Source organism: Pseudomonas sp. LBUM1651, from assembly GCF_059716135.1.
In genome coordinates, this window is sequence record NZ_CP166805.1 from 5,568,622 (window position 1) to 5,583,538 (window position 14,917).

Below are 14,917 nucleotides of genomic sequence, written 5' to 3' on the forward strand. Positions count from 1 at the left end.
GCTTAACGCTCGGGCTGGAGGAGCAAAGTCGATGCTTACTTCAGCTCGACTTTAGCGCCTGCTTCTTCCAGAGTGGCTTTTGCTTTGTCAGCTGCATCTTTCGATACGGCTTCCAGAACGATGCCAGGAGCGCCGTCAACTACTGCCTTGGCTTCTTTCAGGCCCAGACCGGTCAGTTCACGTACTGCCTTGATCACGTTAACTTTCTTCTCGCCAGCTTCGGTCAGCATGACGTTGAATTCAGTTTGTTCTTCAACAACGGCAGCAACAGCAGCTGGACCAGCGGAAGCAGCGGCAGCGGAAACGCCGAACTTCTCTTCCATGGCCTTGATCAGCTCAACGATTTCCAGAACGGATTTTTCGCCGATTGCTTCGATGATTTGGTCGTTAGTCAGAGACATGACTATAAATTCCTGTATTGGGGTGACAGCCTACGCGGCCATCGAAATAAACAATAAACGCTGAAAGAAGTCGCTCAGCCTTAGGCTGCAGCAGCTTCTTTCTGGTCGCGAAGAGCCGCCAGAGTACGAGCCAATTTGCTGGTTGCGCCTTGAATCACGCTCATCAGCTGAGAAATTGCTTCGTCACGGGTCGGCAGGCTTGCCAGTACGTCGATCTGATTAGCCGCGAGGAACTTGCCCTCGAACGCAGCTGCCTTGATCTCGAACTTATCCTGACCTTTTGCAAATTCCTTGAAGATACGAGCAGCAGCGCCCGGATGTTCTTTGGAGAATGCAATCAAGGTCGGGCCAGTGAACACGTCGTTGAGCACGTCATATTGAGTGCCAGCAACGGCGCGCTTGAGCAGGGTGTTACGTACAACACGTACGTAAACGCCAGCTTCACGAGCCTCTTTACGGAGTCCGGTCATAGCGCCTACTGTTACGCCACGGGCATCAGCCACGACAGCGGACAGAGCAACTTGGGCAGCCTTGTTGACTTCAGCGACGATGGCCTTCTTGTCTTCAAGTTTAATTGCCACGGGAAAAACTCCTGCTTGTTACCGTTTCATCCAACCGAGGCCAGATGTCGTTTTGGTGTCTGATTCGGTAAGGAACCGGGAGCACCATCTGCGTAGGCTTGAGGTTTAAGACTTGCGCCGCCTACGGTCTTGGATAGCCCCCGCCAGGCAGGGACCCCAATCTTTCAATTGGCGCAATCGCTCGCGCCAACCTGTGTCTTACGCGTCGAGCGAGCTTTGGTCGATGACCAGACCTGGGCCCATGGTGGTGCTCAGGGTAACGCGCTTGACGTAAATGCCTTTCGAGGAAGCTGGCTTGATACGCTTCAGATCAGCGATCAGGGCTTCAACGTTTTCCTTCAGCTTGACGGCGTCGAAGCCAATCTTGCCAACGGAGGTGTGGATGATGCCGTTTTTGTCGGTGCGATAACGAACCTGACCAGCTTTGGCGTTTTTAACCGCGGTAGCTACGTCTGGTGTTACGGTGCCGACTTTAGGGTTAGGCATCAGACCACGTGGACCGAGGATCTGACCCAACTGACCTACAACGCGCATTGCATCCGGGGATGCGATAACTACGTCATAGTTCAGGTCGCCGCCTTTCATTTCGGCAGCCAGGTCGTCCATACCTACACGGTCAGCGCCGGCAGCCAGAGCGGCCTCAGCAGCTGGACCCTGGGTGAACACAGCAACGCGAACAGTCTTGCCAGTGCCGTGCGGCAGCACAGTAGCGCTACGAACGACCTGGTCGGATTTACGCGGGTCAACACCCAGGTTCACAGCAACGTCGAACGACTCGCTGAACTTTACAGTCGACAGCTCAGCCAGCAGAGCAGCAGCGTCTACAAAGTTGTAGGACTTGCCTGCTTCGATTTTGCCGGCGATAGCCTTTTGACGCTTGGTCAACTTAGCCATTACACACCCTCCACGTTAAGGCCCATGCTACGAGCAGAACCGGCGATGGTACGCACGGCTGCTTCCATATCAGCTGCAGTCAGATCCGCGTTTTTAACTTTCGCGATATCTTCCAGCTGAGCACGAGTCACGGTGCCAACCTTAACGGTGTTCGGACGAGCGGAACCGCTAGTCAGACCGGCCGCCTTCTTCAGCAGAACCGAAGCAGGGGTGGATTTGGTTTCGAAAGTGAAGCTACGGTCGCTGTAGACAGTGATGATCACTGGAGTCGGCAGACCTGGTTCAATACCCTGAGTACGGGCGTTGAAAGCCTTGCAGAATTCCATGATGTTCACGCCGTGCTGACCCAGAGCAGGACCAACAGGTGGGCTTGGGTTAGCCTGAGCGGCCTTCACTTGCAGCTTGATGTAAGCGGTAATCTTCTTGGCCATGAGGCACTCCAATTACGGGTTCGAACGCCTCGAAAGGCTCCCCGGTTACTTGCGCGTTTATCCCAGTGACGACAAAACCCCACAGCCTAGGGCTGCGGGGTTGGGATGCTTGCCCAGCTAGACCTTTTCGACCTGGCTGAACTCGAGCTCTACCGGAGTAGAGCGACCGAAAATGAGCACTGCCACTTGGATTCGGCTCTTTTCGTAGTTAACTTCTTCAACCGTACCGGTAAAATCGGCAAACGGTCCGTCGTTGACACGTACCGACTCGCCCGGCTCGAACAACGTCTTCGGCTTCGGCTTGTCGCTACCGTCAGCGACACGACGCAGAATCGCTTCTGCCTCTTTATCAGTGATTGGCGCAGGCTTATCAGCGGTACCGCCGATGAAACCCATCACCCGAGGAGTATCCTTGACCAAGTGCCAAGTACCCTCATTCATGTCCATCTGAACCAGCACATAACCTGGGAAGAACTTGCGCTCGCTTTTGCGTTTCTGGCCATTACGCATTTCAACCACTTCTTCAGTGGGAACCAGAATCTCGCCAAAGCCATCTTCCATGCCAGCCAGCTTTACGCGCTCGACCAACGAGCGCATGACATGCTTCTCGTAACCGGAGTAAGCATGCACAACGTACCAACGCTTAGCCACGGGACACCCTTAGCCGACAATCAAGGAAACAAGCCAGCCGAGCAGGGAATCAAGCCCCCACAACAGCAACGCCATAACCAGAACAACAGCCACAACAATCAACGTGGTCTGCGTGGTTTCTTGGCGAGTTGGCCATACGACTTTACGAATCTCGGTGCGAGCTTCCTTCACCAGCACAAAGAAAGACTTGCCCTTGACTGTCTGCAGGCCTACAAAGGCAGCTACAGCAGCAATGACAAGCAATGCAAGCACACGGTACAGGATCGGCGAAGCAGAGTAATACTGATTACCAACAACGCCAACGACCACCAAAGCGACTACTACTAGCCACTTGAGCAGATCGAAGCGAGAGCCTTGAGCTTCAGCTTTAGGAGTCATCTATGAAGATCCTGTGAAAAGAAAGCCAGACACACCAAGTGAATCTGGCAGGTCAGGAGGGAATCGAACCCCCAACCTACGGTTTTGGAGACCGTCGCTCTGCCAATTGAGCTACTGACCTAAAACAAAATCAGGCCGACCATTATGCCGGCCCAAAAAAGACATTACAACAATTTACTCAACAGCCTTTGCGCCCCACCAGCACCGGGATTCAAACCACCCCCGGAACAACGAAACACAACCAGACCATTAAAACAAAGGCAGATATTTTCATATCTGCCTTGTTATATGGAGCTCTTGAGCGGATTTGAACCGCTGACCTCACCCTTACCAAGGGTGTGCTCTACCAACTGAGCTACAAGAGCGTAACACTGTGCAAAACCTGCAAACTTGGAGCGGGTAGCGGGAATCGAACCCGCATCATCAGCTTGGAAGGCTGAGGTTCTACCACTAAACTATACCCGCGAGGCTTGCAGCTCTCGCTAAAAATGGTGGAGGGGGAAGGATTCGAACCTTCGAAGTCGTAGACGTCAGATTTACAGTCTGATCCCTTTGGCCGCTCGGGAACCCCTCCTAAGCGAGCCGGCATTCTATATCATGCCAGCCTTCTGTCAAGCATTTTCTCATTAAAAACCTGAGGTTAGCTGCGTTGACCTCGCCTTGCACCGTTGACCTTTAAAGGTCTTCACTGCGAAGCGGGCGCCATTCTATGCAAACTATTCAGCGGGCGCAACCCCCTCGCACGGCATTATTTTATGTTTTAACTCATTGAATTCTCTGGAAAGGTTTTGCAGCTGTACATCATCCAGCCAGCGCCGGCTTTCTGGGGCCACGCGCACCCAGTAACCCGCAAACTCGGGAAGATCCTTTGGCAGGGACTGATATTTGATCTCCATGCCATTCAAGCGCCGCTCAACAGCCTGAGCAGCTTCTGGACGAACAAAACCACCCAAGTACAGACAGCTATTGTCCGCCTGAGCAGCTTTTCCTTTATCCCGGGATGCATCAGTCGTCTCGCTCAACAAGCGAATATCCTGCTGAGCCCCCCGATACAAACTCAAAGGAGTGACATCCTTCGCGCGCAGAGGAGCCTCTTGTTGGTGCCAGATGTAATAGAACACGTTGAGAACAAGCAGCAGCAGGAACAACCAACGCATATGAACCTCAGGACAAAGGACATGCCATAGCCAAACCTACAAATACCAGATCTGGAACCACTCTGGCCTCAGGCACGATCTCGGAAACCAGCCCCGCATCTCCACCAGTAAGGAAAACGGAAAAATCTGCCCCCCAGTAGCTACGCGCGAGCTCTAACTGAGTCAGAACAAACCCCCTGAGCATCAGCGAGCAACCCCGCTCAACCGCCTCGACGGTTGTCCGACCCGGGACGAGACTTTCCAGAGCGCGCTCGGCAGCGAGATCTCCATAACGAATTTTACGGGTATGGGTACGCAACTGATTCCGCATCAACGGCATACCCGGACAAATGAATCCTCCGAGATGCTCTCCATCACCGGCGACGTAATCCGCAGTGACAGCAGTGCCGAAATCCAGCACTAGGCAAGCACGCGATGCCAAGTGGAATCCTCCTAGCATCGCCAGCCAGCGATCTAGCCCCAGGCGTTCGAACTCCTCGTAGCCATTGCGAACCCCAGACATTTCGCGAGCAGGGGTCGCGCAAGCTACCGACACTTCAAAAGTCTCTGTCAGCAGAGAAACCAACGCACCGGTTTCCTCGACCGTTCTGACACTAACCAACCGACAGAACTTGAGAGCAAGTCCCTTGAGCGTATTCAAACTCTCCAGCAATGCGAGATTCGAATCGACGACTCCTTCACCGACCGTCTGACGCGCATCCGCGCCAAGCACTCGCCACTTGATGAAACTGTTTCCGCAGTCGAGCTCAAGAATCATTACGCAACCTCAAGCTGAGCTCACCACCACTAAAGACTTTTTCCACACCACCCACCTTCAAGCGCAGAGCACCCTGACTATCAATACCCAGCACTTCGCCATCTATTTGGTTAACACCAGCGATCAACGACACCGCCCGTCCCTGCCATAGATGATTTTGCTCCCACTCAGCCTGGATAGCGGGAAATCCGTCGACCTGATGCCGACTCAAATATACCTGGAGCATCTGACCCAACCGCGCGACCAGTTGATTGCGATCGAATGCCCGCCCCGACTCGAGCCGCATGGATGTCCACTGCTGATCAACCTCATCGGTCATCTGCATATTCACATTAATTCCAACACCCAGCACCACGTGACACACATCAGCAGGATCTCCGACCAACTCGAGCAATATTCCCGCGATTTTTTTCTGACCAACCAGAACATCGTTCGGCCACTTCAAGCCCGCATCTGAAACACCCAGCCCTCTCAGGGTTTGCATGACGGCAAGCCCGACAACGAGGCTCAGACCTTCCAGCTGGCGCATGCCTCCATCAATACGCAGCACCAGACTGTAATAGATATTTTCCGCAAAAGGACTCGCCCACTTACGCCCACGGCGTCCACGACCAGACGTCTGCCGCTCGGCGAGCACAAGGAATGGCGCTGCTTGGCCACGATCAATTGCACGTAGCGCTTCAGCATTCGTGGAGTCAATTGAATCGAAAACCAGAATGGGCCAATCAGAAGAAGGCGCCTGCTCTGCTATCGCGACAGAATCAAGCAGAGTCAACGGCGAAGCCAGTTGATAACCGCGCCCTCGCACTTTGTGGATGGACAAGCCAAGTTCAGCTTCTAAAAGCTGAAGCTGTTTCCATACAGCACTACGACTGACACCCAAAGCGGCGCCCAGGGCCTGACCTGAATGGAATCGGCCATCCTTAAGAAGCTTCAACAATGTCAGCATGCAAGTCTCGCCTCACAATGAGGCCCGCATGATAGCCACGCCTTGAGCTGTTGCATAGAAACCGTATCAGGCAGATTTTCCTGCGGGCAAAACAAAACCCCTACCTGCATACGCAGATAGGGGTTTCGGAATTTAATCTTGACGATGACCTACTCTCACATGGGGAAACCCCACACTACCATCGGCGATGCATCGTTTCACTGCTGAGTTCGGGATGGGATCAGGTGGTTCCAATGCTCTATGGTCGTCAAGAAATTCGGGAGCCAGGTCGTTTACCTTTCGGTTCACGCTCCAGCGAATGGGTATGCGATAGTTTGTGCGTTGCTCTCGAACTTTCGGTTCGTCTCGTCTTCACACACCGCAATCTGATGCTCTTTCGAGTAGTCAAATTGCTTGGGTGTTATATGGTCAAGCCTCACGGGCAATTAGTATTGGTTAGCTCAACGCCTCACAGCGCTTACACACCCAACCTATCAACGTCGTAGTCTTCGACGGCCCTTCAGGGGACTCAAGGTCCCAGTGAGATCTCATCTTGAGGCTAGTTTCCCGCTTAGATGCTTTCAGCGGTTATCTATTCCGAACATAGCTACCCGGCAATGCCACTGGCGTGACAACCGGAACACCAGAGGTTCGTCCACTCCGGTCCTCTCGTACTAGGAGCAGCCCCTCTCAAATCTCAAACGTCCACGGCAGATAGGGACCGAACTGTCTCACGACGTTCTAAACCCAGCTCGCGTACCACTTTAAATGGCGAACAGCCATACCCTTGGGACCGGCTTCAGCCCCAGGATGTGATGAGCCGACATCGAGGTGCCAAACACCGCCGTCGATATGAACTCTTGGGCGGTATCAGCCTGTTATCCCCGGAGTACCTTTTATCCGTTGAGCGATGGCCCTTCCATACAGAACCACCGGATCACTAAGACCTACTTTCGTACCTGCTCGACGTGTCTGTCTCGCAGTCAAGCGCGCTTTTGCCTTTATACTCTACGACCGATTTCCGACCGGTCTGAGCGCACCTTCGTACTCCTCCGTTACTCTTTAGGAGGAGACCGCCCCAGTCAAACTACCCACCATACACTGTCCTCGATCCGGATAACGGACCTGAGTTAGAACCTCAAAGTTGCCAGGGTGGTATTTCAAGGTTGGCTCCACGCGAACTGGCGTCCACGCTTCAAAGCCTCCCACCTATCCTACACAAGCAAATTCAAAGTCCAGTGCAAAGCTATAGTAAAGGTTCACGGGGTCTTTCCGTCTAGCCGCGGATACACTGCATCTTCACAGCGATTTCAATTTCACTGAGTCTCGGGTGGAGACAGCGCCGCCATCGTTACGCCATTCGTGCAGGTCGGAACTTACCCGACAAGGAATTTCGCTACCTTAGGACCGTTATAGTTACGGCCGCCGTTTACCGGGGCTTCGATCAAGAGCTTCGCGTTAGCTAACCCCATCAATTAACCTTCCGGCACCGGGCAGGCGTCACACCCTATACGTCCACTTTCGTGTTTGCAGAGTGCTGTGTTTTTAATAAACAGTCGCAGCGGCCTGGTATCTTCGACCGGCATGGGCTTACGGAGCAAGTCCTTCACCCTCACCGGCGCACCTTCTCCCGAAGTTACGGTGCCATTTTGCCTAGTTCCTTCACCCGAGTTCTCTCAAGCGCCTTGGTATTCTCTACCCAACCACCTGTGTCGGTTTGGGGTACGGTTCCTGGTTACCTGAAGCTTAGAAGCTTTTCTTGGAAGCATGGCATCAACCACTTCGTGTTCTAAAAGAACACTCGTCATCAGCTCTCGGCCTTAAGATCCCGGATTTACCTAAGATCTCAGCCTACCACCTTAAACTTGGACAACCAACGCCAAGCTGGCCTAGCCTTCTCCGTCCCTCCATCGCAATAACCAGAAGTACAGGAATATTAACCTGTTTTCCATCGACTACGCTTTTCAGCCTCGCCTTAGGGACCGACTAACCCTGCGTCGATTAACGTTGCGCAGGAAACCTTGGTCTTTCGGCGTGGGTGTTTTTCACACCCATTGTCGTTACTCATGTCAGCATTCGCACTTCTGATACCTCCAGCAAGCTTCTCAACTCACCTTCACAGGCTTACAGAACGCTCCTCTACCGCATCACCTAAGTGATACCCGTAGCTTCGGTGTATGGTTTGAGCCCCGTTACATCTTCCGCGCAGGCCGACTCGACTAGTGAGCTATTACGCTTTCTTTAAAGGGTGGCTGCTTCTAAGCCAACCTCCTAGCTGTCTAAGCCTTCCCACATCGTTTCCCACTTAACCATAACTTTGGGACCTTAGCTGACGGTCTGGGTTGTTTCCCTTTTCACGACGGACGTTAGCACCCGCCGTGTGTCTCCCATGCTCGGCACTTGTAGGTATTCGGAGTTTGCATCGGTTTGGTAAGTCGGGATGACCCCCTAGCCGAAACAGTGCTCTACCCCCTACAGTGATACATGAGGCGCTACCTAAATAGCTTTCGAGGAGAACCAGCTATCTCCGAGCTTGATTAGCCTTTCACTCCGATCCACAGGTCATCCGCTAACTTTTCAACGGTAGTCGGTTCGGTCCTCCAGTTAGTGTTACCCAACCTTCAACCTGCCCATGGATAGATCGCCCGGTTTCGGGTCTATTCCCAGCGACTAGACGCCCTATTAAGACTCGCTTTCGCTACGCCTCCCCTATTCGGTTAAGCTCGCCACTGAAAATAAGTCGCTGACCCATTATACAAAAGGTACGCAGTCACCCAACAAAGTGGGCTCCCACTGCTTGTACGCATACGGTTTCAGGATCTATTTCACTCCCCTCTCCGGGGTTCTTTTCGCCTTTCCCTCACGGTACTAGTTCACTATCGGTCAGTCAGTAGTATTTAGCCTTGGAGGATGGTCCCCCCATATTCAGACAAAGTTTCTCGTGCTCCGTCCTACTCGATTTCATGACCAAGAGATTTTCGCGTACAGGGCTATCACCCACTATGGCCGCACTTTCCAGAGCGTTCCGCTAATCTCAAAGCCACTTAAGGGCTAGTCCCCGTTCGCTCGCCACTACTAAGGGAATCTCGGTTGATTTCTTTTCCTCAGGGTACTTAGATGTTTCAGTTCCCCTGGTTCGCTTCTTAAGCCTATGTATTCAGCTTAAGATACCTAACTTATGTTAGGTGGGTTCCCCCATTCAGACATCTCCGGATCACAGTCTGTTTGCCGACTCCCCGAAGCTTTTCGCAGGCTACCACGTCTTTCATCGCCTCTGACTGCCAAGGCATCCACCGTATGCGCTTCTTCACTTGACCATATAACCCCAAGCAATCTGGTTATACTGTGAAGACGACATTCGCCGAAAATTCGCGATTAAACTCACAAATTTTACCTTAGCCTGATCCGCTACCAGTGAAAGTAACGTCCAGTCTATCTTTCTATCACATACCCAAATTTTTAAAGAACGATCTAGCCAAAGACTAGAAATCAACATTCACCACCATCACGATGGAATGCTCATTTCTAAGCTTTATACAATCAGAAGCAGTAGTGGTGGAGCCAAACGGGATCGAACCGTTGACCTCCTGCGTGCAAGGCAGGCGCTCTCCCAGCTGAGCTATGGCCCCGTATTGCTACAGGATCCCACACAAAAATTGGTGGGTCTGGGCAGATTCGAACTGCCGACCTCACCCTTATCAGGGGTGCGCTCTAACCAACTGAGCTACAGACCCAATTTCGGGCTGCTTCTTATCGTCTTCTTCAATGAATCAAGCAATTCGTGTGGGAACTTATGGAGCAGCTGATGTCGTCGATTAAGGAGGTGATCCAGCCGCAGGTTCCCCTACGGCTACCTTGTTACGACTTCACCCCAGTCATGAATCACACCGTGGTAACCGTCCTCCCGAAGGTTAGACTAGCTACTTCTGGTGCAACCCACTCCCATGGTGTGACGGGCGGTGTGTACAAGGCCCGGGAACGTATTCACCGCGACATTCTGATTCGCGATTACTAGCGATTCCGACTTCACGCAGTCGAGTTGCAGACTGCGATCCGGACTACGATCGGTTTTATGGGATTAGCTCCACCTCGCGGCTTGGCAACCCTCTGTACCGACCATTGTAGCACGTGTGTAGCCCAGGCCGTAAGGGCCATGATGACTTGACGTCATCCCCACCTTCCTCCGGTTTGTCACCGGCAGTCTCCTTAGAGTGCCCACCATAACGTGCTGGTAACTAAGGACAAGGGTTGCGCTCGTTACGGGACTTAACCCAACATCTCACGACACGAGCTGACGACAGCCATGCAGCACCTGTCTCAATGTTCCCGAAGGCACCAATCCATCTCTGGAAAGTTCATTGGATGTCAAGGCCTGGTAAGGTTCTTCGCGTTGCTTCGAATTAAACCACATGCTCCACCGCTTGTGCGGGCCCCCGTCAATTCATTTGAGTTTTAACCTTGCGGCCGTACTCCCCAGGCGGTCAACTTAATGCGTTAGCTGCGCCACTAAGAGCTCAAGGCTCCCAACGGCTAGTTGACATCGTTTACGGCGTGGACTACCAGGGTATCTAATCCTGTTTGCTCCCCACGCTTTCGCACCTCAGTGTCAGTATCAGTCCAGGTGGTCGCCTTCGCCACTGGTGTTCCTTCCTATATCTACGCATTTCACCGCTACACAGGAAATTCCACCACCCTCTACCATACTCTAGCTTGTCAGTTTTGAATGCAGTTCCCAGGTTGAGCCCGGGGATTTCACATCCAACTTAACAAACCACCTACGCGCGCTTTACGCCCAGTAATTCCGATTAACGCTTGCACCCTCTGTATTACCGCGGCTGCTGGCACAGAGTTAGCCGGTGCTTATTCTGTCGGTAACGTCAAAACAGCAAAGTATTAATTTACTGCCCTTCCTCCCAACTTAAAGTGCTTTACAATCCGAAGACCTTCTTCACACACGCGGCATGGCTGGATCAGGCTTTCGCCCATTGTCCAATATTCCCCACTGCTGCCTCCCGTAGGAGTCTGGACCGTGTCTCAGTTCCAGTGTGACTGATCATCCTCTCAGACCAGTTACGGATCGTCGCCTTGGTGAGCCATTACCTCACCAACTAGCTAATCCGACCTAGGCTCATCTGATAGCGCAAGGCCCGAAGGTCCCCTGCTTTCTCCCGTAGGACGTATGCGGTATTAGCGTCCGTTTCCGAGCGTTATCCCCCACTACCAGGCAGATTCCTAGGCATTACTCACCCGTCCGCCGCTCTCAAGAGAAGCAAGCTTCTCTCTACCGCTCGACTTGCATGTGTTAGGCCTGCCGCCAGCGTTCAATCTGAGCCATGATCAAACTCTTCAGTTCAAACATCTTTGGGTTTTTAAGAAACCCTAAACTTGGCTCAGCAATCGTTGGTTACATCTTTGATTTCTCGCGGAGTAACTTGTGATGCTGATAATCTTGTTGACTATCAGTCTGACTCCACAAGCACCCACACGAATTGCTTGATTCAGTTGTTAAAGAGCGGTTGGTCAAGGACTTTCGTCTCAACCGAGGCGCGCATTCTACAGCGTCCTCTGTATCTGTCAAGCGGTTATTTTCAGAATTTTTCAAAGTTTCCTTTGCAACTTCAACCACTTGCGCTTCCGATCTCTCGTTAGCGGGAGGCGAATTCTACAGCGTTAGTCGCTGCTGTCAACACCTCTTTTTCTCCGCTTTCGACCGAGAAGATCGAACCGTCAAAAGAGCCAAACAACACCGCTCTTTCAACTCCTTCGGGGCTTCGATGAACTGAAGCAGCTCGCTGCCGAAAACTGCGTAACTCTTTGTTTACCAAGAAGTTTTCCGTTTCGACTGCGCCGGAAGTGGGGCGAATTATAGACTTCCAGAATCTGCAGTCAACCCCTGATTTCAGCTTTATTCGGATTTAAGCGAAATACGCGCAAATGCCTTCTTTCCAGCCTGGCAAACATGGGTCGCACCCAGTACGTATATAAAGGTGCGATCGACAACCTCACCATCTATACGAACACCGCCAGAGTTCAGGAGATCGCGCGCCACCGCCGAGTTCTTCACGAGTCCGGCCTTATTAAGGACGGCAGCGATCGGCATATCTTCGGTAGCGGTCAATTCGATTTCTGGCAGATCGTCCGGCAGTTCGCCATCCTTCATGCGGTTACCCGCTGCACGGTGAGCATTGGCTGCGGCCTCCTCACCATGGAAGCGTGCAACGATCTCCTCGGCCAGCTTGATCTTGATGTCACGCGGATTGGCACCCGCCTCAACATCAGCACGGAATGCACTGATCTCGTCCATGGAGCGGAAGCTGAGCAATTCGAAGTAACGCCACATCAGCGCATCCGGAATGGAAACCAGCTTGCCGTACATCACACCCGGAGCTTCCTGAATACCGACATAGTTGCCCAACGATTTGGACATCTTCTTCACGCCATCCAGGCCTTCGAGCAACGGCATGGTCAGAATGCATTGAGCCTCCTGCCCGTAACCACGTTGCAGCTCACGCCCCATCAGCAGGTTGAACTTCTGGTCGGTGCCGCCCAGTTCGACATCCGCGCGCAAGGCGACCGAGTCGTAACCCTGAACCAGCGGATAGAGGAACTCATGAATGGCAATTGGCTGATTGGTCGTGTAGCGCTTGTCGAAGTCGTCACGCTCGAGCATGCGCGCAACGGTGTACTGCGATGTCAGGCGAATGAAGTCGGCCGGCCCCATCTGATCCATCCAGGCGGAGTTGAACGCCACTTCGGTTTTCGCCGGATCAAGAATCTTGAAGACTTGAGTCTTGTAGGTCTCGGCATTCTCGAGAACCTGCTCGCGGGTAAGCGGCGGGCGTGTTGCGCTCTTGCCGCTCGGATCACCGATCATCCCGGTGAAGTCACCTATAAGGAAGATCACCTGATGCCCCAGCTCCTGGAACTGACGCAGCTTATTAATAAGCACGGTGTGACCCAGGTGCAAATCCGGCGCGGTTGGATCGAAGCCTGCCTTAATACGCAGCGGCTGGCCACGCTTGAGCTTTTCGATCAGCTCGGACTCGACCAACAGTTCTTCCGCACCACGTTTGATCAGCGCTAGCTGCTCTTCAACCGACTTCATAACAGACCCGCAAGGCTCGAATTCAAAGGGGACCAACCATACAAGATCGCGCGTCAAATACAAAGTTTGGCCGGCGCAATGACGCCAATCCGCTGGCAGAACGACCACGGACTTGCTTCAGAGATGATTTGGTTATATTTTATACAGTTATTTCATCTTCATCATGTCATTCATCTTTTCCAATTCATCTTTTTTCAAAGTCAAAATTACCCATGACCAAAGAATCGTCTAAAGCGCCACCGCTTTACCCGAAGACCCACCTGCTCGCAGCAAGTGGCATCGCCGCCCTTCTGAGCCTGGCGCTTCTGGTATTTCCTTCCAGTGATGTAGAAGCCAAAAAGACGACCCTGAGTCTTGAACTGGAAAGCCCTGCTGAACAACTGACACAAGATCAAGACGCCGCCGACGCGGTCCAAGCCACAAATGAGCCGACAACTTCCCCTTTCGCGCAAATCGAAAACAGCGCCGAAGACACCCCGGAAACCGCTCAGGCCGTACCTGCGCCAGTTGTCGAAGAAAAGAAGGCGCCCAACCACAGGGAAGTGATCGTCGCCAAAGGTGACACGCTCTCCACCCTGTTCGAGAAAGTCGGTCTCCCGGCCGCTTCGGTGCATGAAATACTGGCCAGCGACAAGCAAGCCAAGCAATTCAGCCAGCTCAAGCATGGCCAGAAACTCGAATTCGAACTGAGCCCTGAAGGCCAGCTGACCAATCTGCACAGCACGGTCAGCGACCTTGAAAGCATCACCATGACCAAGAATGACAAGGGTTATGTGTTCAACCGCATCACCGCGAAGCCTAGCGTGCGTTCCGCTTACGTTCATGGCGTGATCAACAGCTCGCTGTCGCAATCCGCCGCTCGCGCCGGCCTGTCCCACAGCCTGACCATGGACATGGCCAGCGTGTTTGGCTATGACGTCGACTTTGCCCAGGATATTCGCCAGGGTGACGAGTTCGACGTGATCTACGAACAGAAAGTCGTCAACGGCAAGGCCGTCGGCAACGGGCCGATCCTCTCAGCGCGCTTCACCAACCGCGGCAAGACCTATACCGCCGTGCGTTACACCAACAAACAAGGCAACAGCAGCTATTACACCGCTGACGGCAACAGCATGCGCAAGGCGTTTATCCGTACGCCAGTGGATTTCGCCCGCATCAGCTCCAAGTTTTCCATGGGCCGCAAGCACCCGATCCTGAACAAGATCCGCGCCCACAAAGGCGTCGATTACGCTGCTCCGCGCGGCACGCCAATCAAGGCTGCCGGCGACGGCAAAGTGTTGTTGGCCGGTCGCCGCGGCGGCTACGGCAATACCGTGATCATTCAGCACGGCAACACCTATCGCACGCTGTATGGCCACATGCAGGGATTTGCCAAAGGCGTCCAGACAGGTAGCTCTGTAAAACAGGGTCAAGTGATTGGCTACATTGGCACCACCGGCCTGTCTACTGGCCCGCACCTGCACTACGAGTTCCAGGTCAATGGTGTGCACGTCGATCCGCTGGGTCAAAAAGTGGCGATGGCCGATCCGATTTCCAAAGCAGAACGCGCTCGCTTCCTCGCGCAGAGTCAGCCGCTGATGGCGCGCATGGACCAAGAGAAATCCACCCAACTGGCTTCGAGCAAGCGCTAAGCC

11 protein-coding genes, 6 tRNA genes and 3 rRNA genes are annotated in these 14,917 nt (G+C 53.2%); 1 reads left to right on the forward strand and 19 read right to left on the reverse strand.

All coding sequences use genetic code 11. The features are described from left to right. Nucleotides 1–35 precede the first annotated feature (35 nt). From rplL to tyrS, 19 genes are all read right to left on the reverse strand, one after another. A complete protein-coding gene (gene rplL, locus ACA066_RS26140) occupies nt 36–401 on the reverse strand; it encodes a 50S ribosomal protein L7/L12 (protein WP_007896630.1) in 366 nt (121 codons plus the stop codon). An 80-nt stretch (nt 402–481) separates the two neighbouring features. Continuing rightward, a complete protein-coding gene (rplJ, locus tag ACA066_RS26145; protein WP_010467255.1) occupies nt 482–982 on the reverse strand; it encodes a 50S ribosomal protein L10 in 501 nt (166 codons plus the stop codon). Nucleotides 983–1,180: 198 nt separating this feature from the next. Continuing rightward, entirely contained in the window at nt 1,181–1,876 is a 696-nt protein-coding gene (gene rplA / locus ACA066_RS26150; protein ID WP_008041297.1) for a 50S ribosomal protein L1, read from the reverse strand. After that, nucleotides 1,876–2,307, reverse strand: coding sequence for a 50S ribosomal protein L11 (rplK, locus tag ACA066_RS26155; protein ID WP_017341076.1), 432 nt, complete (start codon nt 2,305–2,307; stop codon nt 1,876–1,878). The genes rplA and rplK overlap by 1 nt, the downstream gene beginning before the upstream one ends. A gap of 117 nt (nt 2,308–2,424) precedes the next feature. Beyond that, nucleotides 2,425–2,958: a transcription termination/antitermination protein NusG gene (gene nusG, locus ACA066_RS26160; protein ID WP_007896622.1), complete on the reverse strand. Its 534-nt coding sequence runs from the start codon at nt 2,956–2,958 to the stop codon at nt 2,425–2,427. A 9-nt stretch (nt 2,959–2,967) separates the two neighbouring features. Next, the gene (gene secE, locus ACA066_RS26165; protein WP_007896620.1) at nt 2,968–3,336 is read right to left on the reverse strand and encodes a preprotein translocase subunit SecE; all 369 of its coding nucleotides are present in this window, start codon (nt 3,334–3,336) and stop codon (nt 2,968–2,970) included. 45 nt (nt 3,337–3,381) lie between these two features. After that, nucleotides 3,382–3,457: transfer RNA gene (locus tag ACA066_RS26170), tRNA-Trp, on the reverse strand. A 168-nt stretch (nt 3,458–3,625) separates the two neighbouring features. Next, nucleotides 3,626–3,701: transfer RNA gene (locus tag ACA066_RS26175), tRNA-Thr, on the reverse strand. Nucleotides 3,702–3,727: 26 nt separating this feature from the next. After that, nucleotides 3,728–3,801: transfer RNA gene (locus ACA066_RS26180), tRNA-Gly, on the reverse strand. A 24-nt stretch (nt 3,802–3,825) separates the two neighbouring features. Next, nucleotides 3,826–3,910, reverse strand: a tRNA-Tyr gene (locus ACA066_RS26185). Between the two features lie 142 nt (nt 3,911–4,052). Next, complete coding sequence (locus ACA066_RS26190) at nt 4,053–4,493, reverse strand: hypothetical protein (RefSeq protein WP_461952993.1); 441 nt, start codon at nt 4,491–4,493, stop codon at nt 4,053–4,055. 7 nt (nt 4,494–4,500) lie between these two features. Beyond that, the gene (locus tag ACA066_RS26195) at nt 4,501–5,250 is read right to left on the reverse strand and encodes a pantothenate kinase (RefSeq protein WP_497697182.1); all 750 of its coding nucleotides are present in this window, start codon (nt 5,248–5,250) and stop codon (nt 4,501–4,503) included. Next, nucleotides 5,240–6,199 carry a bifunctional biotin--[acetyl-CoA-carboxylase] ligase/biotin operon repressor BirA gene (birA, locus tag ACA066_RS26200; RefSeq protein ID WP_497697183.1) on the reverse strand — a complete coding sequence of 320 codons (960 nt, stop codon included), beginning with the start codon at nt 6,197–6,199 and terminating at the stop codon, nt 5,240–5,242. Before birA ends, ACA066_RS26195 begins: the two co-directional genes overlap by 11 nt. A 136-nt stretch (nt 6,200–6,335) precedes the next feature. Next, nucleotides 6,336–6,451, reverse strand: a 5S ribosomal RNA gene (gene rrf / locus ACA066_RS26205). Nucleotides 6,452–6,603: 152 nt separating this feature from the next. Continuing rightward, nucleotides 6,604–9,495 (reverse strand): 23S ribosomal RNA (locus ACA066_RS26210). A 236-nt stretch (nt 9,496–9,731) separates the two neighbouring features. Continuing rightward, nucleotides 9,732–9,807: transfer RNA gene (locus ACA066_RS26215), tRNA-Ala, on the reverse strand. A gap of 28 nt (nt 9,808–9,835) precedes the next feature. Then, a tRNA-Ile gene (locus ACA066_RS26220) sits at nt 9,836–9,912 on the reverse strand. Between the two features lie 82 nt (nt 9,913–9,994). Beyond that, nucleotides 9,995–11,531 (reverse strand): 16S ribosomal RNA (locus ACA066_RS26225). The 16S, 23S and 5S rRNA genes sit together here with 2 tRNA genes alongside, the layout of an rRNA operon. 552 nt (nt 11,532–12,083) lie before the next feature. Beyond that, on the reverse strand, nt 12,084–13,283 hold the full coding sequence (gene tyrS / locus ACA066_RS26230; protein WP_497699964.1) for a tyrosine--tRNA ligase: 1,200 nt from the start codon (nt 13,281–13,283) through the stop codon (nt 12,084–12,086). A 212-nt stretch (nt 13,284–13,495) separates the two neighbouring features. On the opposite strand from tyrS, the gene ACA066_RS26235 reads away from it, so the two are divergent. Then, a complete protein-coding gene (locus ACA066_RS26235) occupies nt 13,496–14,914 on the forward strand; it encodes a peptidoglycan DD-metalloendopeptidase family protein (protein WP_497697184.1) in 1,419 nt (472 codons plus the stop codon). Nucleotides 14,915–14,917: the final 3 nt, after the last annotated feature.